This window comes from Mucilaginibacter sp. OK268, from assembly GCF_900103125.1.
Classification (GTDB): Bacteria; Bacteroidota; Bacteroidia; order Sphingobacteriales; family Sphingobacteriaceae; genus Mucilaginibacter.
Genome location: NZ_FNJV01000009.1, coordinates 44,055 through 65,848 on the forward strand (window position 1 = coordinate 44,055; position 21,794 = coordinate 65,848).

At 42.5% G+C, this 21,794-nt stretch carries 27 protein-coding genes; 5 read left to right on the forward strand and 22 right to left on the reverse strand.

The features are described from left to right. Positions 1 to 7 precede the first annotated feature (7 nt). The 7 genes from rbfA to BLR84_RS23480 form a co-directional block, all read right to left on the reverse strand. A complete protein-coding gene (rbfA, locus tag BLR84_RS23450; RefSeq protein WP_176852138.1) occupies positions 8 to 379 on the reverse strand; it encodes a 30S ribosome-binding factor RbfA in 372 nt (123 codons plus the stop codon). Positions 380 to 485: 106 nt separating this feature from the next. Beyond that, positions 486 to 857 (reverse strand): hypothetical protein, encoded by a 372-nt coding sequence (locus BLR84_RS23455; RefSeq protein WP_090472700.1) that lies wholly within the window; start codon positions 855 to 857, stop codon positions 486 to 488. A gap of 9 nt (positions 858 to 866) precedes the next feature. Next, positions 867 to 2,093 carry an ABC transporter permease gene (locus BLR84_RS23460; protein ID WP_090472701.1) on the reverse strand — a complete coding sequence of 409 codons (1,227 nt, stop codon included), beginning with the start codon at positions 2,091 to 2,093 and terminating at the stop codon, positions 867 to 869. Positions 2,094 to 2,201: 108 nt separating this feature from the next. Further along, positions 2,202 to 2,840: an MBL fold metallo-hydrolase gene (locus tag BLR84_RS23465; protein ID WP_090472702.1), complete on the reverse strand. Its 639-nt coding sequence runs from the start codon at positions 2,838 to 2,840 to the stop codon at positions 2,202 to 2,204. A 96-nt stretch (positions 2,841 to 2,936) separates the two neighbouring features. Further along, complete coding sequence (locus BLR84_RS23470; protein ID WP_090472703.1) at positions 2,937 to 3,557, reverse strand: SprT-like domain-containing protein; 621 nt, start codon at positions 3,555 to 3,557, stop codon at positions 2,937 to 2,939. A 159-nt stretch (positions 3,558 to 3,716) separates the two neighbouring features. Next, on the reverse strand, positions 3,717 to 5,831 hold the full coding sequence (gene feoB, locus BLR84_RS23475; protein WP_090472704.1) for a ferrous iron transport protein B: 2,115 nt from the start codon (positions 5,829 to 5,831) through the stop codon (positions 3,717 to 3,719). Between the two features lie 11 nt (positions 5,832 to 5,842). Next, positions 5,843 to 6,058: a FeoA family protein gene (locus BLR84_RS23480; RefSeq protein WP_076373926.1), complete on the reverse strand. Its 216-nt coding sequence runs from the start codon at positions 6,056 to 6,058 to the stop codon at positions 5,843 to 5,845. 185 nt (positions 6,059 to 6,243) lie between these two features. Between BLR84_RS23480 and BLR84_RS30290 the strand changes: the two genes are divergently transcribed. Continuing rightward, entirely contained in the window at positions 6,244 to 6,807 is a 564-nt protein-coding gene (locus BLR84_RS30290) for an immunity protein Imm33 domain-containing protein (protein WP_218128468.1), read from the forward strand. 43 nt (positions 6,808 to 6,850) lie between these two features. On the opposite strand, the gene BLR84_RS23485 is transcribed toward BLR84_RS30290, so the two are convergent. From BLR84_RS23485 to BLR84_RS23495, 3 genes are all read right to left on the reverse strand, one after another. Further along, positions 6,851 to 7,246 carry a VanZ family protein gene (locus tag BLR84_RS23485; protein WP_090472705.1) on the reverse strand — a complete coding sequence of 132 codons (396 nt, stop codon included), beginning with the start codon at positions 7,244 to 7,246 and terminating at the stop codon, positions 6,851 to 6,853. Beyond that, entirely contained in the window at positions 7,247 to 7,627 is a 381-nt protein-coding gene (gcvH, locus tag BLR84_RS23490) for a glycine cleavage system protein GcvH (protein WP_090472706.1), read from the reverse strand. It abuts the gene before it with no gap. A gap of 186 nt (positions 7,628 to 7,813) precedes the next feature. Further along, on the reverse strand, positions 7,814 to 8,530 hold the full coding sequence (locus tag BLR84_RS23495; RefSeq protein WP_090472707.1) for a hypothetical protein: 717 nt from the start codon (positions 8,528 to 8,530) through the stop codon (positions 7,814 to 7,816). Positions 8,531 to 8,586: 56 nt separating this feature from the next. On the opposite strand from BLR84_RS23495, the gene BLR84_RS23500 reads away from it, so the two are divergent. After that, the gene (locus BLR84_RS23500; protein WP_090472708.1) at positions 8,587 to 9,294 is read left to right on the forward strand and encodes an SAM-dependent methyltransferase; all 708 of its coding nucleotides are present in this window, start codon (positions 8,587 to 8,589) and stop codon (positions 9,292 to 9,294) included. A 94-nt stretch (positions 9,295 to 9,388) separates the two neighbouring features. Further along, positions 9,389 to 10,987: an FAD-dependent oxidoreductase gene (locus BLR84_RS23505; protein WP_090472709.1), complete on the forward strand. Its 1,599-nt coding sequence runs from the start codon at positions 9,389 to 9,391 to the stop codon at positions 10,985 to 10,987. 69 nt (positions 10,988 to 11,056) lie between these two features. On the opposite strand, the gene BLR84_RS23510 is transcribed toward BLR84_RS23505, so the two are convergent. From BLR84_RS23510 to BLR84_RS23550, 9 genes are all read right to left on the reverse strand, one after another. Continuing rightward, on the reverse strand, positions 11,057 to 11,590 hold the full coding sequence (locus BLR84_RS23510) for a hypothetical protein (protein WP_090472710.1): 534 nt from the start codon (positions 11,588 to 11,590) through the stop codon (positions 11,057 to 11,059). Between the two features lie 105 nt (positions 11,591 to 11,695). Further along, positions 11,696 to 12,430, reverse strand: a complete 735-nt coding sequence (locus tag BLR84_RS23515) for a dioxygenase family protein (RefSeq protein WP_090472711.1) — start codon at positions 12,428 to 12,430, stop codon at positions 11,696 to 11,698. A gap of 123 nt (positions 12,431 to 12,553) precedes the next feature. Then, positions 12,554 to 13,255, reverse strand: coding sequence for a LytR/AlgR family response regulator transcription factor (locus BLR84_RS23520; RefSeq protein WP_090472712.1), 702 nt, complete (start codon positions 13,253 to 13,255; stop codon positions 12,554 to 12,556). A gap of 3 nt (positions 13,256 to 13,258) precedes the next feature. Next, entirely contained in the window at positions 13,259 to 14,452 is a 1,194-nt protein-coding gene (locus BLR84_RS23525) for a sensor histidine kinase (RefSeq protein WP_090472713.1), read from the reverse strand. A gap of 69 nt (positions 14,453 to 14,521) precedes the next feature. After that, entirely contained in the window at positions 14,522 to 15,121 is a 600-nt protein-coding gene (locus tag BLR84_RS23530) for a MiaE family protein (protein ID WP_218128470.1), read from the reverse strand. A 64-nt stretch (positions 15,122 to 15,185) separates the two neighbouring features. Then, entirely contained in the window at positions 15,186 to 15,758 is a 573-nt protein-coding gene (gene nadD, locus BLR84_RS23535; protein ID WP_090472714.1) for a nicotinate (nicotinamide) nucleotide adenylyltransferase, read from the reverse strand. A 62-nt stretch (positions 15,759 to 15,820) separates the two neighbouring features. Further along, on the reverse strand, positions 15,821 to 16,180 hold the full coding sequence (locus BLR84_RS23540; protein WP_255367038.1) for a four helix bundle protein: 360 nt from the start codon (positions 16,178 to 16,180) through the stop codon (positions 15,821 to 15,823). A gap of 45 nt (positions 16,181 to 16,225) precedes the next feature. Then, positions 16,226 to 16,810: a guanylate kinase gene (gmk, locus tag BLR84_RS23545; protein ID WP_255367031.1), complete on the reverse strand. Its 585-nt coding sequence runs from the start codon at positions 16,808 to 16,810 to the stop codon at positions 16,226 to 16,228. A gap of 75 nt (positions 16,811 to 16,885) precedes the next feature. Beyond that, the gene (locus BLR84_RS23550; protein WP_255367032.1) at positions 16,886 to 17,761 is read right to left on the reverse strand and encodes a YicC/YloC family endoribonuclease; all 876 of its coding nucleotides are present in this window, start codon (positions 17,759 to 17,761) and stop codon (positions 16,886 to 16,888) included. A 202-nt stretch (positions 17,762 to 17,963) separates the two neighbouring features. Here BLR84_RS23550 and BLR84_RS23555 point away from each other — a divergent pair, with 202 nt between their 5' ends. After that, positions 17,964 to 18,761: a hypothetical protein gene (locus BLR84_RS23555; protein ID WP_090472718.1), complete on the forward strand. Its 798-nt coding sequence runs from the start codon at positions 17,964 to 17,966 to the stop codon at positions 18,759 to 18,761. A 178-nt stretch (positions 18,762 to 18,939) separates the two neighbouring features. Here BLR84_RS23555 and rnc read toward each other — a convergent pair whose 3' ends face one another. From rnc to BLR84_RS23570, 3 genes are read right to left on the reverse strand one after another with little or no spacing between them, the layout of a single operon-like run. Continuing rightward, on the reverse strand, positions 18,940 to 19,665 hold the full coding sequence (rnc, locus tag BLR84_RS23560; protein ID WP_090472719.1) for a ribonuclease III: 726 nt from the start codon (positions 19,663 to 19,665) through the stop codon (positions 18,940 to 18,942). Between the two features lie 12 nt (positions 19,666 to 19,677). Further along, positions 19,678 to 20,931, reverse strand: a complete 1,254-nt coding sequence (gene fabF, locus BLR84_RS23565) for a beta-ketoacyl-ACP synthase II (protein ID WP_090472720.1) — start codon at positions 20,929 to 20,931, stop codon at positions 19,678 to 19,680. Positions 20,932 to 20,950: 19 nt separating this feature from the next. Further along, entirely contained in the window at positions 20,951 to 21,187 is a 237-nt protein-coding gene (locus tag BLR84_RS23570; RefSeq protein WP_031266521.1) for an acyl carrier protein, read from the reverse strand. Positions 21,188 to 21,335: 148 nt separating this feature from the next. Here BLR84_RS23570 and BLR84_RS23575 point away from each other — a divergent pair, with 148 nt between their 5' ends. Further along, a complete protein-coding gene (locus BLR84_RS23575; protein ID WP_255367033.1) occupies positions 21,336 to 21,761 on the forward strand; it encodes an IPExxxVDY family protein in 426 nt (141 codons plus the stop codon). The last annotated feature ends 33 nt before the right edge of the window (positions 21,762 to 21,794 follow it).

Genomic DNA, 21,794 nt, shown 5'->3' on the forward strand with positions numbered 1-21,794 from the left:
GGCAATATTATTCGGCATCGGGCTGGCGCTCTTCTTTGCTTATTTTTTCAAATATCTTATCCATACGCTCTACGTATTCGCTGGTATCATCCACAAAAAACTCCAGCTGCGGGATGATCCTTACCTGGTCTTTAATCCGGGCGCCCAGTTTATACCTGATCTCGGAGGCATGCGATTTGATGGTTTGCAGGGCCAACTGCAGGTTGTTGTTGCCAAAAAAGCTTAAAAATATACGGGCAATAGCCAAATCGGGTGTTACACGTACTTTAGTAATGGTTACCAGGGTATTGGGCAAATAGTTCATGCCTTCGCGCTGAAATATGGCGGCCAGGTCCTGCTGTATTACTCCGGCGAATTTTTGCTGACGTTTTGATTCCATAATAATTAGTTAACGCCACTGTGGCAGATGAGTTTTATTTATTTGGTTTAGAACGGCTGAAATATAGCAGGCGTTACGAATAATTAAAGCTATTAATAATAAGGTATTAATTGCAAATGTCCTGAGGTATCTCTTTGGTTATTTTTATAACTTTTTTTACAACCAGCGTGCTGTCATACTCAGATCCCATACCCTCTTTTCCTGATTTTGATTTGATGCCCTCTACCTCGACATACACTGGCTCGTAAGGTTTTTCGAAATTAAGCTGCGAATATTGCAGTTCTAACTGGGCCGAACTGTCGGCAACCCAAAACTCACGACCACTATCACAATCCTTGAATGATTTTATTTCGGGGCCAAAACTGTACAAGCCTTTATAAACCGTTGACTCTTTGGTTTTTGACGAGTTTCTGTTACATGAGCATGCAGCAATTAAAACAACTAAGAACGCGAAATATTTAATATACCCTATCCTCATACCACAAATTTACAAATCCTGTTTGATTTCATCTAAACCTTTAATACTTAATCGTGCGCTGATGCCCGATGCTATTACAGAAATGATGCCAACTGTTAAAAATACCAGGCCAATGTCAACCGGGTTAATATCAACCGGGTAGGCATCAATTACCGACATCTGCGCGCCCATTTTTATCCAGCCAAAATGCTGTTGCAGCAGGCAGAATATCAAGCCTAAAACAATACCGGCAATACAGCCGATGAATGATATCATCATTCCCTCAAAAAAGAAAATGCCTTGTATGATTTGCTTGTTGGCGCCCAGGCTGCTTAGTATGGCAATGTCCTTACGCTTATCAATCACCAGCATGGTTAACGAACCGATGATGTTAAATATTGCTATAATGAGTACGAAGGTAAGTATCATGAATATCGACCAGCGCTCATAGTTGAGTGTTTTGTATAATTCGGTGTTTTGCTCTTTGCGGTTTTTTACGGTGAATTGGGTGCCGATATCGTCAATGATTTTGTTTTGTACCGATGCCAGGTTGGTGCCCTTTTTATAAGTAAGCTCGATAGAGGAGACCTCTTTGGGCTGATCGAGCAGATCGCGGGCAAACTCCAGGGGGGTGACCACAATGTCATCAAACTCCTGCTGTATGCCAAACACGCCGGATGGGTTAATGGAGCGCACCACAAACTCATTAAGTGGATTGTCTGAGCTTTCTGTGCCCCGCCTGGGCGAATATATTTGAATAGGCGAAAGTTCATCATGAACGTTGATACCCAGGTTATTTTGGATAGTTGCCCCAATAACAGCGAAGTTTTGCCCTCCGCTTTTCAAGGTGAAAGAGCCTGCCTGCACGGTACTATCCAGTCGTTTGTTTTTTAAAAAATCGTCACTTACACCTTTTACGGTCGCTAAAAAAGTTTTGTCGCCATATTTGATCAGGGCTTTTTCCTGCAGTACCGCTGTATAGGAAATAAGGCGTTTATCCTGGTGTAAGGTATTGAAGTATGGGGTATCCGGGTTAAAAGTTTTACCAAGACGGGTCTCTATCTTTATTTCGGGTGTAAAGTTGCTATACAGCGAAAGGATCACTTTTTCGAAACCGTTGAATACGGATAAGATAATGATAAGCGCCGCACTGCCAATTAAAACACCGAGCATCGAAATACCCGAAATGATATTAATAGCGTGCATTTTTTTGCCCGAGAACAGGTACCGTTTAGCTATATATACCGAGGTGTTCAATTACGTTGTAAGTTTTACGTGTGATGTTATACGTTTTTTTGATCTGTAAATTACTAATTTTTGTAAACGTATTACGTAAAACGTATCACGTACAACCCAAACGTATGATTAATTCATAAACGGGTTGTTTTGTTTTTCGTAACCGATGGTAGTTTCAGGCCCGTGGCCAGGATAAACTATACAATCATCGGGCAGGCGAAACAGTTTGGTGGTAATGCTATCCATCAGCGTACTGAAACTTCCACCGGGAAGATCGTACCGGCCGATGCTTAGCCTGAACAGCACGTCGCCGCCTATCAGGATGTTAACTTCCTTGTCATAAAAACACAAGGAGGCGGGCGAATGCCCTGGCGCGAAGATCAAATGGAGCGTGGTATTACCAAACTGTATACTACCAGTTTCGGGCAGGAATTCATCGGGAAGGGGAGATACTTCATAACGGATGCCCATTTGGGGAGCGTAGGCTACCACAGCCGCCAAAACTTCCGACTCTCCTATATGAAACTTTGGCTTTAACCCGTATTGATCAAATACAAATTTATTCCCCAGTACATGGTCAATATGGCAATGGGTGTTTAATAACATTACCGGCGTTAAATTATTATCCTTTATAAAATTGGTTACCACATTTTGTTCAGTAGCGGTATACATGCCCGGATCAATAATGACGCATTCGCCGGTTTCATCATATAAAAGATAAGTATTTTCCTGGTAAGGGTTATTTACAAATGATTTAACTTTTGCCATGCCGCAAAAGTAAGGATTTAATTGATTTCGGAATTCGGATGTTCGATTTCGGATTTATTTTGTCAAAGCGCGCTATATCTCTCCTTGACTCCCCCTTTAGGGGGCCGGGTGGCTCACCAGCTCCACTTCGGCAACCGGACTAAACAGGTAAACTCTTTTGGTGGCTATCTCTACACATTTAAAACGCTTACGTAATTGTTCTTCTTTGCGGAAAACCCGGCCTCCTTTTATTTTGAACAAGGCTTTAAGCGGCACTTTCTCTACCGTAAGTACCGACTCTTTGGGCGCGTCATATTTACGCAGGGAACGGTACAGGTTCAGATCTGAGCAGCTGGAGGCCGCCGGATTATTCAAATAGCTGGTGATAGCGTGTTTTACATCGGCGGGGAAAATATCCTTTTCAAAAAAGGGCTGCATCATTTTTTTGAAATTGGCTTTCCACTCCGTGCCATGTGGTTTGGCTTTTTGTTTATGTTCGTTCCAGGTATGCAGGTGCGCAAACTCATGCACTGTAGTTACCAGGAAAGCGTATGGGTTCAAATCGTAATTAACAGAGATGCGATGCCCTTTACCGCCGTATGGCGAACGGTAATCGCCAAATTTACTGCCGCGGTTGCGCGAAATTTTAAACTCACATTTAAAGTAATCAATCCAGCGGCCAATCAGGGGAGCCGCGTCTGGCGGAAGATACTTTTCTAAAACTTTTACTTTATCCAATTTTTACCTCAACACAAATATAGGGATTTCATCAGTTCATAGTTGATGGTTCATAGATCATAGCCAGAAGTTTTTAAGTAATTACAAAGAGATTATTATTGCTATGATTCGAAGATCAAGTAGCTATGAACTATTATCTATCAACCATGAACCAAAATATTATTTCAGCCAATGGTAAACTATGAAGCTGGCAGTGTAGGCCAGTCCGGTCATATAGGCAAATTGCACGGCGGGCCAGCGCCAGTCTTTGGTTTCGCGGTATACTACGGCCACGGTGCTGGCGCACTGCATGGCAAAAGCGTAGAACATCATGAGCGAAAATGCCACAGCAAGCGTAAATACCGGTTTCCCGGTATCAGGGTTAGTGGCACTGTGCATTTTTTGCTGTACCGATTCCATCTTATCCGCATCTCCCTCCACACTGTAAATAGTAGCCATGGTGCCTACAAATACCTCGCGGGCTGCAAAGGAGCTGATGAGCGCTATACCTATCTTCCAGTCGAAGCCCAGAGGTTTGATCACTGGCTCAATCACGTGGCCAAATACGCCGGCATAGGAGCTTTCCAACTTTTCTGAGGCGATAACCTTGGTCAAGCTATCAGGCGTCATGGTTTTAACGTATTGTGTTTGATGATATTTTTGATCGATCTTGGCAAAAGTATCTCCCGGGCCGTATGATTTCAATACCCATAATATCACCGATACCGCTATGATCACCTTGCCGGCCTGCAGTACAAATGTTTTGGAACGGTCATACATGGTAAAGCCCACATTTTTCCAGCGAGGCATACGGTACACGGGCAGCTCCATGATAAAGTAACCGCGCTCGCGGGCCTTTAAAATAAATTTCATGACAAAGGCTACCGTAACTGCCGATACTATGCTGAGCAGGTACATAGCGGTTAATGCCAGGCCCTGCAGGTTAAAGATCCACCAAACATTACGATTGGGTACAACCAGCGCGATCATCAAGGTATAAATAGGTAATCGCGCAGAACAGGCTACCAAAGGGGTAACCATAATAGTGATCATCCTGTCTTTCCAGTTTTCGATGTTGCGGGTACTCATAATAGAAGGCACCGCGCAGGCAAAACCACCAATAAGTGGTACAACAGATTTACCATTGAGGCCAACTTTGCGCATCACCTTATCCATCATAAAAGTAACACGCGACATGTAGCCGGTATCTTCCAGTATAGATATCAGGGCGAAGAGGATGGCTATTTGTGGTATAAATACCATTACACCGCTTAAACCGGCAAGCACACCATCAACTATTAAACTTACCAGTGGTCCGGCAGGCAATACGTTGCTGATCACTTTTTGTAACCAGATAAACAGGTCCTCAATAAGCGACATAGGGTAGGCCGACCAGGAAAAGATAGCCTGGAAAATAAACATCAGTATGGCAAAGAAGATCACAAAGCCGAACACTTTATGCGTCAATATCTTATCAATTTTATTGCTTACAGTTTCGTCATGAGCCGTTTCGGGCTTTTTAACAGTATCGTACAATAAGTCGTTGATGAAATTATAGCGGGCAATCGTTTCAGTAGCCTGCGACTTTTGTGAGTGGAACGAAAACTCATGTTCCAGTTTCTCTATCCGGTCGCTTTGCTCGGTCGAAAGATAGCTCAGCGTTTCATGCTGATGAGCCAATTGCAGGGCCAGATATGAGTTATCTATCTTCAGATCGTCTTTGATCTGCGCTATAATTTGCGGGGCAATAGCTTCTACATCAATGGTGTCTTGTTGCAGCGCTATTTTATTGGCGTAAGCGATGGCATTTTTTAATTGATCGATACCCTTGATCTTGCGAGCGGAAACAGGCACCACCTGTACCCCTAGTTTTTTTGCAAACAGATCGATGTCAATATCTATACCTGCTTTATCCGATACATCGATCATGTTTAAAGCTACCACTATGGGTATTTTAAGATCGGCTATCTGGGTATAAAGCAGCAGGTTGCGTTTCAGGTTCGAGGCGTCCAGTATCACCACGATCAGATCGGGTGTCAATCCCTTGGCTTTATCGGCCAAAACCGAAAATACGATGGATTCGTCTTTACTTTTAGGATAGATGCTGTAAGTACCGGGTAGGTCAATGATCTCGGCGGTGCGGCCATCGGGCAGCTGGCAAAAGCCTGTTTTTTTGTCAACAGTAACCCCGGGAAAATTTCCTATTTTTTGATTAAGACCGGTTAGTATATTAAAGAGAGTTGATTTACCGGTGTTGGGATTTCCTACAAGTGCAACTCTTATGTCGGCTTTCAATTTTTACAAAACTACTGCAACACGATGGTGGAGGCTTCAAATTTACGCAGACTTAACTGGTAGCCCGAAACATGGATAGCGATCGGATCGCCAAGGGGGGCAATGCGCGAAATTCTTATTTCCTCGCCTGGCAGGCAACCCATTTCCATCAGTTTTACCGACATTTCCAGATCAGTAAATTCCTTTACAATTCCTATTTCGCCTACTTCAAGTTGTGAAAGTGTCATCGTATAATTTTAAACCACAGCAAATGTAATCTTATTTATATTAAATCCAAATAACAACAGTGAGATTGATGTGTAGATGTGCGGATTTCAAATGCGCAGAGGAGAAATGATAAAATGATGACGATGTGCAAGTGCGCCTTAGATGTGCAGATATGCAAATGTGCGGATGTGCAAATGAGAAATATATGACTAGTTTAGATATGCGGATTATTCGGATATTTATGCGAGAAAAGAAAATGATGGATTGCAAAACAGAACAAATGGCTATATGTGAAAAATATGGCTCACCTTACTACGAATCATTACCGATTTCAAAAATAGGAGTAGCTAAGAATCTAAAAGATGGAATTTGGCCTATAAATGGACTCCGGCATCCCCATGAAGGTGACACAACTGGTTGGTACATTTGGGCGGGAGAGAATTTTTCATCAGATCCTGACTTTTTTGAACCTGTACACGTAATACATATCATTGAATCGTTTCCGATAATCGCCAAGTATTTGGGCCTTGCTTCAGGGACGAGATCCGTTAATAACGGATACTTACGAAGATGTTTGGGAAGATCCAACTTTGCTTCTTATTTAAGTATACTATCAACACTATCTCATCATCTGCACATCCGCACATCTGCATATTTGCACATCAATCTACCCCATCATCTGTACATCTGCATATTTGTACATCCGCACATCCGGCTTTACTTTCCCAAAGTGCGGGCAGTTGCAGCCTTTTTTAAATATACCGCATGACGATAGGCTCGTCAATATCACGAATGCCACTAATACAATGAATTTATTTTTTACCATAACCCGTTGCTCCTAATGTTACCAGTACTGCAAATATACCCATGCAGGTACCTAAAGTATCTGCAAAAAGATCGCTCCAATCGGCGCTGCGCCAAGTAAAAATGGTGAGCTGAAGTATCTCTATCAGCCCACCAAAAAAAATGGCAACTATTGTAACTAAAACTATCTGTTTATACGAGAGTGACCGTGGTTTTTGTTGCCTTATTATCCCATTGCAAAAAAGCACTATCAGCGTGAAAAAGAAGCCGGTATGGGTCAATTTATCAAAGCCCGGGAAAAACATGGGCGAGTTGCCGGCATCTCCCAAATCAACGGCGCACATCGTAAAAACAAATAAGGCCCACAAAATAGTGAGCCCATGATATTTTAGAAATAATTTCATTTAAGCATTTACCAGTGCCTGGTAATCCGTTGCCGATAATAATGAATCAACAGATGCTGCATCATTAATACTGATCTTAACTAACCAGCCTTCGCCATAAGAGTCAGTATTTACCAATTCGGGTTCGCCGTCTAAAGCGGGGTTAATTTCTATAACGGTGCCGGCAACCGGTAAAAATAGGTCAGATACAGTTTTAACAGCCTCTATCGTTCCAAAAACTTCATCCTGTTCAAGGGCTTTTCCTTTGGTAGGAACGTCAACGTAAACAATGTCACCTAATTCGCGCTGCGCAAATTCGGTAATGCCCACAGTTGCTTCTTGGCCTTCAACTCTTATCCACTCGTGGTCTTTGGTGTATTTTAACTCAGCTGGAAAATTCATGTCGTTAATTTTGTGAGCTCAAAAATAATAAAACTTTGGGCTATCACAATATTTTAAGATTTATTGTGCCTGGGTTAAAATCACAACGTCATGCCGAATTTATTTCGGCATCTCATATGCAAAATATGCAGTATGACGGCTACCGTTTAATGAGATCCCGAAATAAGTTCGGGATGACGGAAAGGACTACGCTGCGCTCGAAATATATTTTACCAAACTCCTTTTAGCTACCGGCAACAACGTTTGCTCCAACGGAAAGGTGATATCGCTGTGTACATAATATACCGCAGGGTTGGGTAAAAACTTGTTGCGGTTGATCAGGCTCAGCTTCATAGCCTCGGGTGTGTTGGTGATGCTGTGCTCATAAGTATCAATAAATGATATATTGATGCCACGGTACTTATCATACTTATCCTCAAAAATAGTAAGGTGATATTCATATATCCAGTTGGTACGCTCCTTGCCGTTGCGTAACGAAAAATAGCCGTGATACGGCATCAGGGGTACAATACCTACCGGACCAATATTAAGCCGGCTTTCTACAAAATCATAGATCTCTTTGCCCGTTTGTATCGCGGGATCCATTTTTGACAGGGCAAAGGCGATGATCTGCTCTATTTCCTGCATGTTTTGATCATCTTTAATGATCTTTTGATAGGTAAGCTTTACCGCGTCGATATCTGCCTGTGTTAAGCGTTGCGGAAAGGCCTGCTGGAGCACCGTTTTGTTCTTTCTAAAATCAACCAGGTTGTTGTAATGAAAAATAAGATCGGCCAGGTTGGGATACAGCCTGCTCTTATCAAAATGGCGGTTAATTTCCTGTAAATAATTCAGCAGGACGTACTTTTTTTGCTCAAAATCAATATATCCCTCAATAAACCAGTTTACGCCTAATGAATTCATTTTTTTCAGGCTCCTTTCAATAGCTTAAATTAAACAAAAAACACCAACTTTGCAATATGCCCTATGGAACCCTTTATTTAATCCCCGTACCGCTGGCCGAAGAAACGGCTGCCAAATCATTTACCCCTTACCTGGTTGATACTATTAACAGTATCAAAGAGTACATTGTGGAGAATGAAAAGACCGCCCGCAAATTTTTAAAGCTGGCCGGTTTAAAAACGCCGCAAAGCGAACTGCTCATTCACGATTACAGCAAATATAACCGCGATATGGGTACAGCCGACTTTTTTAAAGGCTTACAGGCCGGTAACGATGTGGGCTTGATGAGCGAAGCCGGCTGCCCTGGCATAGCTGATCCAGGCGCCGAAATTGTAGATAAAGCACACCGCATGGGTATTAAAGTAGTACCTCTGGTAGGCCCAAGCTCTATTTTACTGGCGCTGATGGCTTCTGGTTTTAACGGCCAAAGCTTTACTTTTCATGGCTATTTGCCTATTGATAAGGTGTTGCGCAGCAAAAAGATCAAAGAACTGGAAGCTACGGCTATTAAGCTCGATCAAACACAGTTGTTTATTGAAACGCCTTTCCGCAATAATCCCATGCTGGAAGAAATATTAAAGACCGCCAATCCAAAAACCAAGCTCTGCATAGCAACCGATCTTACAGCTCCTACGGAGTTTGTACAAACCAAAACTATTGCCGAATGGCAGAAAAAAGTACCCGAATTGCACAAGCGGCCAACAATTTTCCTGCTTTTTCATTAGAATTATTTGTTTTTTAAAGGTAATGAAGCTATCATGAGCTATATTTATTTCGGTTTTTTGAGCGGTCGCTCATGATGGTTTCATTAATAATTAAATGACGGTTACGCAGCATCATACCAGCGTATTGATAGTGGGAGCCGGCCCTTCGGGCCTGATGATGGCTGCTCAGTTATTGCGCTATGGTGTGCAGCCTGTAATTATTGATAGTAAACAAGGCCCAACCACTCATTCCAAGGCATTGGCCGTGCAGGCCCGTTCGCTGGAGATATACCGGCAAATGGGCGTTATTGATACCATTATAAAAGGGGGAAAACAAGCTTCAGGGGTTGTGTTTAACCAGGAAGGTAAAGAAGTAGCCTCGTTATCATTAAGTAATGTGGGCGAGGGGCAAACCGCTTTCCCCTTTGTGCACCTGTACCAGCAAAGCAAGAACGAACGTCTTTTGCTCGACTTTTTAACATTGAACTGTTGTCCCGTTTACTGGAATACTTCGTTAGTGACCATAGAGCAGCAGCCCGGTAAGGTGATAGTACAATTACAAAGCGCTGAGGAAACCCAGCATATAACCTGCGACTGGCTCATTGGTGCCGACGGGGCACACAGCCTGGTGCGTAAAAAATTGCAGATACCCTTTAATGGAGATACCTACCAACACCAGTTTTACCTGGCTGATGTGAAAATAAGTAATGCTTTTGGCGACAAGGTTAATCTGTTTTTATCAAAAAAAGGATTCGCTGCCTTTTTTCCAATGCCCGAAGAGCAATGTTATCGCGTTGTTGGTCAGCTGCCCGCTGAGCTCGATCAACGAGAGGATCTGCAAATAGAAGAAGCATTGCCTTTTCTGAATGCCATTACCGGACAAACTATAGGGATGGAGCGTACCAACTGGTTTACTACCTATCAGTTGCATCACCGCATGGCCGATAATTTCAGGCAGAACAGGTGTTTTTTAATTGGCGATGCCGCGCATATCCATTCGCCAGTGGGCGGGCAGGGGATGAATACCGGTTTGCAGGATGCCTACAACCTGGCCTGGAAGCTGGCCGGGGTAGTGAATAACCAACTTCAGGAAAAAATACTGGATACCTATGCTGCCGAACGCATGCCCGTAGCGAAAGATCTACTAAACACGACCGACCGTGTTTTTAAACTGATCCTATCGCGCAATTGGTTTGTAGGGCTGTTCAAAAAGTGGGCTTTACCCGCTATCCTGAAAAACGTTTGGGGTAAACCGGCACTAAGGGCAGCTTTTTTTAAGCGGATATCTCAAACCGGTATCAACTATCGCGAAAGCCAGATCAACCTACACCTGAGTCATGATTCGCCCGTAAAAGCCGGCGACAGATTACCATATCTCAAAGTGTTCGATGAAAAGAAACAACAGGAAACCGATCTGCATGAGTGGTGCAGCAAGCCCGGCTTCACCATGATAACCCTGGGTAAGCTACAGGAACTCGATCTGTTTACCCTGGCCAAATGGATCACCCAAAACTATACGGGAACCCTTAACTTTTTTTACCTGCCGCCATCAGCCAGAAACCAGCAGGTATTTGATGCCTTTGGTATTAAAGAAAAGCAGAAGAAAGCCATCATCGTACGCCCGGATATGCACATTGGTTTTATTAACGATGTGGTTGATATTGATATGATGGACAACTACCTGCAAAATGTGGTAGGCTTTGTTAAAGCATAGCAAAAAAGCGCCTGCGTGTAAAACACACAGACGCCAACCTGACATCATGAAAAAAAGGGAATAATAGGGTTAAACCTGCTGGAAAGTATCTTTAAACAGCGACTCTGGCTGATACTCCTGGTAACTGGTTATAGAAAGCCCATGCTGCATTTTTAATATAAAGGTATCGGCTACAAATTTTTCGGATACATCGCCCTCTGCCAATACCATAAACTCCGCCAGTTGGTTAACCAGGGTTAAAATACCGGTAGTATAAGTAATAGCCACTTTATGCGACGAAATATCATTGATGTGCGATTCTATCAATTCAAACTGCGGCAGCTCAAATTTGACGGCGTTACCCAGGTTATCGGTCAATCCGGGTATTTTATTATCCAGGGCCTGTATAAAATGCCCAATCGAGAAACTCAATTTATAATGCAGCGAATTGGCCCGCCCGTCATGGGCTTTTAACGCGGTAAAAGTTTTAAATTCCAGGTTAGGGTTATAGGTTTGCATTTTGAGCAAAAACTCCTGGTACGATGCCTGCAACACGCTTCTTTCAAATCTGCCCTGCGCCGATGCATCAATGATCTGTTTATATGCTAATTTGATGAGTGCCATTTCTTTTGATTTTTTTAGGTCATACGTTGTACGTAATACGTAATAAGTTTTGAATGAGAATACAGCTGTGTACGTATAACGTCAAACGCATCACGTACAACCTTTTTAAAGTGCCACGCCAATAGTAAAAGTGCCCGAATATCCTGCCGAAACGCTGCCCGTTAAAGCCAGGGTTTCCAATGCCAGGTCGGTTGCCGAGTCGCCAAAAACACTGTCGCTCGCGTTGCGTATAGGGTTTACCCCGTGTGCAGCATATAAAGTAGAAACATGCACGGCATCAGATATGGTTTCAGAGAAAGTAAGCTGCGATACTTTTTTCAACACGCTATTCACAAAAACTTCCATATGTATGTGTGTAGCCCTGCCGCCATACCAGCCAGGGTAAATGGTAGTAAATTTGGCTATACCTGAAGCGTCTGTCAGTAAATAACCCCGCAACCAGGTTTCACCTACATAGCTTTTGCTACCCAGCAGACCGGGCTGATTTGCATATCCAGAATAATAGCCATCTTTATTGCAATGCCATATATCTACCCGGGCACCGGTAACTACGTTACAATTGTCGTTCACGTTCACTACCAGGAAAGTTACTGTTAAAGGCACCCCGGTTTGCCCACCGGTAACATCGGCCCGGTTCAGTGGGTTGGTTATTTCGCCGCCAACGTAAGGATATGGTCCTTCTGTTTCTGTTGGGGAGGTGGTACAGGTAGTGCCGTTAGTTGATGTAGTAGTTGTTGTTTCAGTTTGGGTTGATGAAGAGTCTTTTTTACAGGCTTCAATAAGCAAAGGGCCCGCCGCTGCTGCTACGGCAAAGGTGCGAAGAAAGCTTTTACGTTCCATGATATACAAGCATTAATAAGGTTAAACAATGTGTTTATTAATTAATGTAAATGTATATGGGGGAGTGGTCTGGAAGGGGGATGTATCGGTAAACGGGTGTTTTGTGCCGATAGATACGGTTTTTTACCTGGATTTCATCCAGTTGCGGATGATATCATGATAACTGTCGCTCACAGGAAGCTCAACATAGGTCAATTTAATTTTGCGGTTCTGGATAGAACGGATCTTACCAAGCGATACAATATAACTGCGGTGTATACGCTGAAATTTATCAGGAGGTAATTTTTCAAGCACTTTTTTTAATGACATCAGCGTAAGCACCGTTGGGGCATTGGTTTGATGTATCTTGATATAATCTTCCATGCTTTCAATATATTCAATGGCGCTCAGATCTATTTTTACCATGCGGTATTCCGAATATACATATAAGCTTTCTTCGGGCTGTTCGCTGCCTGCCTGGTTCTTGTAACGGTAGTAATCAACGGCTTTTTCCACCGCTTTTTCAAAACGCTTAAAATTGATGGGTTTCAGGATATAATCCAGTGCCTCCAGCTCAAAACCTTCGTAGGCGAAGTTTTTATAGGCGGTAGTAAATATCACCATAGGCTTTACCTGCAAGGCTCTTACCAGGTCGATGCCGGTGATATCGGGCATATTAATATCAATGAAAAGAAGATCGACGGGTTTGGCCTTTAAAAACTCGGCCCCGGATATAGCATCGTCGAATGTTTTAACCAGTTGCAGGGCCGGGAAACGCGATACATACTCGCTTATCAGCCTTAAAGCCAGGGGCTCATCATCAATAGCTATACATTGCAATGCCATAAACTATATTTGATTAATTATAAGCTGTACTGAATACTCTTTATCCTCATTCCATATGTTGAGTAAATGCTTGTCCGGGTACAAATGATTTAAACGCAGCTGTGTATTCCTGATGCCTATTCCACCGCGCTGATTTTCCACCCGGCGCACAAAAATATGATTTCTGCAAAAGAAAGAAATATCGGTATCACTCACACTGATCTTAATATCGATGGTGGTTTTTTCATGTTTACTTACACCGTATTTAAATACATTTTCAATAAAGGTCATCAGAACAAGTGGCGCTATTGTTTTGCTTTCAACATCGCCTGTCACAATAAAATTGACCCTGGTATTATTACCAATGCGTAAACGCTGTAATTCAATATAATCGCTGATGCAATCAACTTCACTTTGCAGCGGTACCTGGTCGGCCACTACATCATCGGTCACGTAACGCATAATGTTCGATAGCTTCATGATACTATCAGCCGCATGATCATCCTTTATAACGGCCAGTGTGTAAATATTGTTGAGTGTATTGAACAAAAAATGAGGATTGATCTGTGCCTTTAAAAAGGAAAGCTCGGCCGTAGTTTTATCTGCTTCGGCCTGTATGGCGCGTCGTTCGGTGAGCCGCCATTGTTGTATGATTCTGATGGCGGTACTTAATGCCATGATCATAATAAATATGAACAGGCTAATGCTATCCATCGGTCGTAAGTGCAGCAAATGATGCCTGCCTGGGCCTGGCCCGTTGAAAGGTGTGGATGGGAATTGCCTTGACATATCTCTTGGCGAGCCTGTATGTGGCCCTATTCTTCCGTCAGTTGGGAAAGCCCGGGGGGCCGGATAACCAGGTGGAAATGATCCAAATGGCGGCCGGTTGTTGCCATACATGTCTCTTGCCATGCTCCCGATGCTGTGTAGCAGTTTATCAAATGGCTGCAGGTAATACACTCCGCCAAACAAGAGCAATACAATAATGCTGTATAAAACATACTTCTTTTTTAAAAAGAACTGAGGAATAAAGAAATAAGCATTGCTGTAAAAAAGAAAGATATAGGTGTAGCAAAACAGCCAATAGCTATGTTTTTGAAGCAGCGACCAGGTGATAGCACCCTGTCCGCGGTTGTTTAATAACAACAGCGGAAAAGCCATAAACAATAGCCAGCCCGCAATATGTACAATAACAGAAAAGGCTTTAAAGCGCGACATGCATAAAGTAACACAATCAAAGCCAGTAATAAAAAATGTATCGGTATTTAGGCTGTTTGTATAGACGAATTACCCGTGAATGGTTTCGCTCTTACCATAGTTTTGGATCACCTGGGCTTCGTATTCCAGGAATTCTTTCCAGCGTTTTTCTACATCTATTTCAACCGCGTATTTTTTAGCCAGGCGAATGAACATGGCATAATGCGTGGCTTCGCTCACCATCAGTTCATGGTAAAATTCAGATAAATGAGTATCGCCAATGTTTTCTGACAGTACCTTGAACCGCTCGCAGCTGCGGGCCTCTATCATGGCCGAAAACAGCAGCCTGTCGATCAGTTGGGCCTCGCGACCGCCGCCTATGATGATGAATTTACGGAGCTCATTCACATAGTTATCTTTACGCTCGCGACCCAGAACAAAACCGCGCTGCAATATAATATCGTGAACTCGCTTAAAATGATCCATCTCTTCCTGAACCAGCAGCGCCATCTCCTGTACCAGAGCATTCAGGTTGGGGTTTTGCACAATAAGGGTAATGGCATTGCTGGCCGCCTTTTGCTCGCAAAAAGCATGATCGGTCAATAATTCCTCAATATTGCTTTCCACCACGTTTTTAACCCAAAGCGGATCGGTAGGCAGCTGCAGTTTAAGTATGGTTTTTTCGCTCACAGGAACAAAGATAGGAAGATAGAATCAAGAAATAAGAATCAAGAACCAGGACTGTAATGATAACCTACCGATACAATCCCTTGCTTTCAATAAATTTCAGGACCGGGTCTGGTACAAAATATTGTATGTTCTTTTTTTCGGCGATGGATTTGCGAATAAAGGTTGCCGATAGCTCCATTTGTGGGGTCATGGTGATGGTAACCGCTGGGTGATCGGCCAGTTCGGCATTCTCATAACCCGGGCGTGGATATACGTATATTTTGTAATCGCGCAATATCAGCTTATAGTTTTTCCATTTGTGCAGTGTACCCAGGTTATCTGAACCCATGATAAGGGCAAAATCGTGTTCGGGATATTTTTCTTTCAGATGGGCAAGGGTATCAATGGTGTAGGATGGCTGGGGCAATTTTAGCTCTACATCGCTTACGCTGATGTTGGTGGCATGGTCTGTAGCCAGTTTAGCCATTTCTAATCTGTCATAAGTATTGATCAGATCGCCATACTTTTTTAGCGGGTTTTGTGGCGATACCACCAGCCAAACCTTATCCAGGGTGGTATGATTGGCCATGTAATTGGCAATAATCAGGTGCCCTATGTGTATGGGGTTAAATGAACCAAACAGTAAGCCTATTTTCATCAGTTGGCAGTTTTCAGTGTGCAGTTGGCAGTTGAATTTTTTGTTAGCCTATTTTTATATGATCAAGTTGCTCCAAATTTCTCAGGATTGCTGATCATATATTGTACTATACGCCCAATTTCGTCAGATTGAGCATATAGTTTGTCATAAAGTTCTTTTGTGATGTAATTGCAAGCTAATGAAAATTCCAGCCATCCTTGTGTTTCGCTGTTTTCCATATCAGCATCTGTTAGCTTACTCACAAAATGATTTGGGTACCTGCGTTTTCGGTAGGCCTCAATGGTACAAATATTTACAGAGCGTGATGATCTGCGAATCTGATCTGTTAGCGAATACGTTTCTTCTTTTGGAAATTGTTTGGTAACAACGTAGATTTCCATAGCAAGGGAGAAACTCTTTTTATATAACAGTAAATCCTTTATAGTTTCCCATTATAATGCTGCTAACTGCTAACAGAGAACTGCAAACTACCCAATAAAATCCCTCACCAGTTGTTCAGCTTCGTTACAAGCGGTTTCAAGATCGTAATTTTTAAGGATAATATCAAACTGGGGGGCGTATTTTAGTTCTTTTTCGGCTTTGGCAAAACGTTCCTTCAGTTTTTCTTCGCTATCGGTACCTCTGCCGGTAAGGCGCTCTATCAAAACCTCCAGTGATGGGGGTTGTACAAATATGGCCAGGGCCTGTCCATCGTACTTACGTTTCAGGTGCATGCCGCCTTCTACGTCAATATCAAATATAACGGTTTTGCCCATTGCCCAGATCCGTTCAATTTCGGTACGCAGGGTGCCATAAAATGTGCCGCTGTAAACTTCTTCAAACTCTACAAACTGCTTTTTGGCAATACGGTGCAAAAACTCCTCTTTACTGATAAAGTAATAATCTTTTTCATGAACCTCATCTCCACGGCATTCACGGGTTGTGGCCGAAATTGAAAATTCAAGCTCGGGCATTTTGCTAAGCAGGTGATGTACTATGGTGGTTTTACCCGCTCCCGACGGAGCAGAGAATATGATGAGTTTACCTTCTATGGCCATTCTTGATTCTGTCATTGGGTCATTAATGTCATTGGGTCATTATTCATCTTATTTTGTAATGACTTAATGACCATTGACTCAATGACTATACTACAATACGTTTAACAGTTGTTCTTTAATTTTTTCGAGCTCTTCTTTCATGCCTACTACCAGTTTCTGGATGTTGGCATCATTGGCTTTGGAGCCCAGGGTATTTATTTCGCGACCGATCTCCTGTGAGATAAAACCCAATTTTTTGCCGTTTGCATCGGCATTTTTCAAGGTTTCGATGAAATACTCGCAGTGAGTTTTAAGACGTATTTTTTCTTCCGTGATATCCAGTTTGTCAATATAGTAGATCAATTCCTGCTCAAAACGATTCTGGTCGATAGCTTCCCTGTCGGCGGCTTCGCTTAAAAAAGTATTCAGGCGTTCACGAATCAGGGGTACGCGTTTAGGATCTTCCAATTCTACCAGTTCCAGGTTTTTCAGGATGATGTTGATACGGTGTTTCACATCATTTTCTAATACATTACCCTCATCCGAGCGGAATTGCTGAAATGCAGCTAAAGCCTGCTGAAATGTTTTTTCAACCAGTTTCCACTCATCTTCTGATGCGGTTTCATCATCATATTTCACCACTTCTGGTAAACCTAAAGCAAGTTGTAACAGGTTGTTGGTGGGTTCATTAAGTTCCTCACTCACTTCTTTAAGCTGTAAGTAGTATTGTTTAAGCAGATCTTTATCGATGCCGGCAGCTTTTACCGCGGCATTTACCTGCTCAATATTGATAGACAGGTTTACTTTACCACGCTCAATTTGCTTACTGCAATCATTACGCAGTTGAAACTCTTTTTCAGAGAATATTTTCGGCAAGCGAAGGGATAACTCAAGAAATTTGCTGTTCAGGGATTTGATCTCAACGGTATATTTAGTATTACCGGAGTCAAAACTGGCAATTCCATACCCTGTCATGGATTTTATCATGTGCAAAGATAGGTTTTTTGTTTTGAAGTTTGAAAGGGGGAGTTCTGAGCCCGAAGTCCTGAGTTTTACGCCAAAAATTACAATTATTAATTGGGTTTAAATGCACTTTACTTCGTTTATGGACTAAGGTTCAATGCTAATTTTAACACTTTTTTACACTTGGTGTAAAATACAGTTGGTATCTTTACGTTATATCACACTCATGCATTATCGTTTTTCCCTGCTTTTTATTGCCTGTTTTTGTTCCGCTTTAATAGCTTCAGCCCAGGATTTTACGCTCAAAGGAGTGATCTCAAAAAAGAGCACACCCGAACGTATTGGCCAGGTTTTGATTAAAAATCTCAAAACAAACAGCCTCATGATCAGCGACGATCTGGGCTGGTTTTCGATAAAGGCCTCTGCCGGCGATACCCTGCTTTTTACTAAGGATGAATTTACTCCACAAAAGATTGTGGTGCTGAATAACAGCGATATGCCGGTATATATGCAGCCGGTGATTAAGCTTGCCGAAGTAAAAGTGCTTGGTCAAACCAAAAAGCAGGAGCTTAACGAGATCATGAGCGATTACCGCAAACAGGGTACTTTTTATAACGGTAAACCTCCTGTGCTTTCGTTTTTAAGCAGCCCGATTACCGGGCTTTACGAACTGTTTGGCAAAACCCCTGGTCGGGCGCGCCGTTTTGCCAATTTTGCCAAAGGAGAGGCCGAGCAGGCCGAAATTAACAAACGGTACAATACTAGTTTTGTAAAACAATACACCAAATTGCCCACCGACAGCGCCGCCCGCAGGTTCATGAATTACTATACCCCATCATACGAGGATCTGAAAGGCTGGACCGATTATGACCTGATCAAGCATATGCAAAAGGCATACGATTATTATAAAAACAGTGGCGAAAAAGATGTGCTGGAGGGATTGAATTCACCAACCTTTATCAAGAAGGATAGTACACTGCAACTATCACAACCTGGTGAGACGTTGAAAAAGGAAAAGCATTAGGAGGAATAAAAGAGTCATGCCGAACTTGTTTCGGCATCTCACTAGCGGGGTTACAATAGTATTATAAAAGGTGTATGTAAAAGAGCCAGTCAGTCTGAGCTTGTCGAAGACTCGTGCGTAGAGGCCTGCCCACCATGATTCGACGGAGCTCACCATGACACCCACATTTAAGTTGATACTAAATCCCCAAAGATTCGCAGGCTTTTTCGGCGGCCAGTTTTTCGGCATTCTTTTTACTGAACTCTTTGCCTTCGCCCATTACTTCACCATCAACACTGGCTTGTATGGTAAAAAGCTTGGTACTTTCGCCTTCCAGGTTGGTTACCAGTTCAAAAATAATATCACGACCATGGCGCTGGCACCATTCAATTAGTTTGCTTTTGAAATTGGTTTCGGTTTGCTCCAGCTTATGGATATCAATATGCGATTTGATGATGTGGTTGATCAGGAAGTTTTTGGTGAAATCATACCCTTTATCCAGGTAAACGGCTCCAACCAGCGCTTCAAAGGCATCGCCCAGTAATGATCCCTGCCTGCTTGAGTTAAGCATACGGCTATCATACTCAATCAGTTTATCAAAACCCAGTTTGCGGGCAAGCTGGTTAAGATTTACACGACTTACTATTTTGGAGCGTAGTTCGGTCAAAAAGCCTTCGTCTTCATAAGGGTATAACTTAAAAAGCACTTCGGCCACCACACTGCCCAGCACGGCATCGCCCAAAAACTCCAGGCGCTCGTTACTGTTTTTTACCCCTTTTTTTACGTTTTGAGCAACCGACTTATGCCGGAAAGCCAAACGGTATAAAGACAAATTGCCCGGCACAAAACCGAGCAAATTCTTTAAAATTTTAACGTATTTCCTATTGGGTGATATATATAGCTTATAAAACTGACTGATAGGCATCCACAACCACAATTAATCTTCGTACTTTTTAAATATAACAGAAGCATTATGGCCACCAAAACCAAATCCGTTGCTTTGAACTATCCTTATATCACGCTTTTGGGCGGTATTAAAGGTAAAGTTGATTTTGGGGTCAAAAGCAGGATCGTCAGTAAAATGGTTAATAGTAGGGGGGATGATACCATTTTTTAAAGCCAATATTGATGCTATCGCTTCAACCGCACCAGCTGCACCTAACAGGTGACCGGTCATTGATTTGGTTGAGCTGATATTGATACGATAAATATCGTCGCCAAAAACATCATGTATAGCCTTGATCTCCTGCGGATCGCCAATTGGTGTAGACGTTCCGTGAACATTTACATAATCAATATCGGCAGGTGTAAGGTTAGCATCCTGCAGCGCCGATCTCATAACCAATGCCGCGCCAAGCCCATCAGGGTGTGGTGCTGTCATGTGGTAAGCATCGGCACTCATGCCACCGCCCATCATTTCGGCATAAATTTTAGCGCCACGGGCCTTTGCATGCTCCAGTTCTTCTAAAATTATGGTACCCGCACCTTCGCCGGCCACAAAACCATCCCTGTCCAGATCAAACGGACGCGATGCCGTTGCCGGATCATCGTTACGGGTTGATAAAGCGTGCATAGCGTTAAAGCCTCCGATACCTGCTTCATTGATGATGGCTTCAGAACCACCACTGATAAACATGTTAGCTTTACCCAGGCGGATATAGTTAAATGAATCTATCAATGAATTGTTTGATGAAGCACAGGCAGAAACGGTTGAGAAATTTGGCCCGCGCAAACCATATTTAATAGAAATATGGCCGGGAGCAATATCTGCTATCATTTTAGGGATAAAGAAAGGGTTAAAACGGGGTGAACCGTCGCCTTTGGCAAAATTAACTACTTCGTCCAAAAACGTTTTTAAACCACCAATACCTGATCCCCAGATAACTCCTATACGGCTGGTATCTAATTTTGTAAAATCCAATCCCGCGTCTTTTACGGCCTCTTCTGTTGAGAAAAGGGCGTATTGAACAAAGGGATCTAATTTACGGGCGTCTTTACGGCCCAAAAAACCATCCGCATCAAAGTTCTTTACTTCACATGCGAATTTAGTTTTGAACTTTTCAGTATCAAAACTTTTGATTAAGGCAGCGCCACTTACCCCATTGATCAAACCGTTCCAGTAATCTGAAACCGTGTTACCAATCGGAGTAAGTGCTCCAAGCCCGGTTACTACAACTCTTTTAAACTCCATTTAATCCAGTTAGGGAGTCTTATTTAACGTTTTTTTCAAGATAAGCAACTGCCTGGCCAACAGTACCAATAGTTTCAGCCTGATCGTCAGGAATAGCCACGTTAAATTCTTTTTCAAACTCCATGATTAGTTCCACGGTGTCTAACGAGTCGGCACCAAGATCATTGGTGAAACTCGCTTCTGGTGTAACTTCACTTTCGTCAACACCCAGTTTTTCTACGATAATAGCTTTTACTCTTGAAGCGATATCAGACATAGTCTTTATAGTTTAATGATTAATAAAAATTCAGTGCAAAGAAAAATAAATTCTGTCAATTATCAAATCTAAAACTTTTACAATATATTTCGGTAACAAAATTTTATTCAAACGGTTTGTATTCGTAATTTTGACGTTTGTAAAAGTAATGATTTTGAACAGGAAATTTTTAAAGTTTGAGATCGATTTTGATTTTGTGCTTATCGCCATAACCACATCATTAAAAGATTACCGCGTTTGTTACCTTATCAACAAATCTTTAAACTTTAATTTTGTTAGAACAAACGACCTCGCCGTTGATATTTATCAGGGGGCCGAACCCGTTTTGTTCTCGCTGTTCCATTACCAGTGGGAAACCACCGAGACCGACTTCTATTTTATTGGTAATAAGGGGTCTGACGGCTATTTGGTGCCCGAGATAAGGAGTGCCGACTACTTTGTGATGATCAAGAATTACATTGACGACGACGATCTGGACAACCTGGTATCAACCATTAATAAGATACCCGAAATTGTGGCCGCCGTAAAGATTGATCCGAAAAAAATAAAATCACGGGAAAATCTGTTATTTTAGCGCAAAATTTAAAAATAGAGTGTTGGTTTTACA

Excerpts from the sequence above, each read along its gene's own strand:
- gcvH (WP_090472706.1), bottom strand. The coding sequence starts at position 7,627 with ATGAATTTTCCAGCTGAGTTAAAATACACCAAAGACCACGAGTGGATA.
- nadD (WP_090472714.1), bottom strand. The coding sequence starts at position 15,758 with ATGAAAATAGGCTTACTGTTTGGTTCATTTAACCCCATACACATAGGG.
- gmk (WP_255367031.1), bottom strand. The coding sequence starts at position 16,810 with ATGACAGAATCAAGAATGGCCATAGAAGGTAAACTCATCATATTCTCT.
- rbfA (WP_176852138.1), bottom strand. The coding sequence starts at position 379 with ATGGAATCAAAACGTCAGCAAAAATTCGCCGGAGTAATACAGCAGGAC.
- BLR84_RS23550 (WP_255367032.1), bottom strand. The coding sequence starts at position 17,761 with ATGATAAAATCCATGACAGGGTATGGAATTGCCAGTTTTGACTCCGGT.
- BLR84_RS23555 (WP_090472718.1), top strand. The coding sequence starts at position 17,964 with ATGCATTATCGTTTTTCCCTGCTTTTTATTGCCTGTTTTTGTTCCGCT.
- BLR84_RS23510 (WP_090472710.1), bottom strand. The coding sequence starts at position 11,590 with ATGGCACTCATCAAATTAGCATATAAACAGATCATTGATGCATCGGCG.
- BLR84_RS23485 (WP_090472705.1), bottom strand. The coding sequence starts at position 7,246 with ATGAAATTATTTCTAAAATATCATGGGCTCACTATTTTGTGGGCCTTA.
- BLR84_RS23520 (WP_090472712.1), bottom strand. The coding sequence starts at position 13,255 with ATGGCATTGCAATGTATAGCTATTGATGATGAGCCCCTGGCTTTAAGG.
- BLR84_RS30290 (WP_218128468.1), top strand. The coding sequence starts at position 6,244 with ATGACTAGTTTAGATATGCGGATTATTCGGATATTTATGCGAGAAAAG.
- BLR84_RS23455 (WP_090472700.1), bottom strand. The coding sequence starts at position 857 with ATGAGGATAGGGTATATTAAATATTTCGCGTTCTTAGTTGTTTTAATT.
- BLR84_RS23495 (WP_090472707.1), bottom strand. The coding sequence starts at position 8,530 with ATGAATTCATTAGGCGTAAACTGGTTTATTGAGGGATATATTGATTTT.
- BLR84_RS23515 (WP_090472711.1), bottom strand. The coding sequence starts at position 12,430 with ATGGAACGTAAAAGCTTTCTTCGCACCTTTGCCGTAGCAGCAGCGGCG.
- BLR84_RS23480 (WP_076373926.1), bottom strand. The coding sequence starts at position 6,058 with ATGACACTTTCACAACTTGAAGTAGGCGAAATAGGAATTGTAAAGGAA.
- BLR84_RS23575 (WP_255367033.1), top strand. The coding sequence starts at position 21,336 with ATGATTTTGAACAGGAAATTTTTAAAGTTTGAGATCGATTTTGATTTT.
- BLR84_RS23465 (WP_090472702.1), bottom strand. The coding sequence starts at position 2,840 with ATGGCAAAAGTTAAATCATTTGTAAATAACCCTTACCAGGAAAATACT.
- BLR84_RS23525 (WP_090472713.1), bottom strand. The coding sequence starts at position 14,452 with ATGTCGCGCTTTAAAGCCTTTTCTGTTATTGTACATATTGCGGGCTGG.
- fabF (WP_090472720.1), bottom strand. The coding sequence starts at position 20,931 with ATGGAGTTTAAAAGAGTTGTAGTAACCGGGCTTGGAGCACTTACTCCG.
- BLR84_RS23570 (WP_031266521.1), bottom strand. The coding sequence starts at position 21,187 with ATGTCTGATATCGCTTCAAGAGTAAAAGCTATTATCGTAGAAAAACTG.
- BLR84_RS23500 (WP_090472708.1), top strand. The coding sequence starts at position 8,587 with ATGCCCTATGGAACCCTTTATTTAATCCCCGTACCGCTGGCCGAAGAA.
- rnc (WP_090472719.1), bottom strand. The coding sequence starts at position 19,665 with ATGCCTATCAGTCAGTTTTATAAGCTATATATATCACCCAATAGGAAA.
- BLR84_RS23505 (WP_090472709.1), top strand. The coding sequence starts at position 9,389 with ATGACGGTTACGCAGCATCATACCAGCGTATTGATAGTGGGAGCCGGC.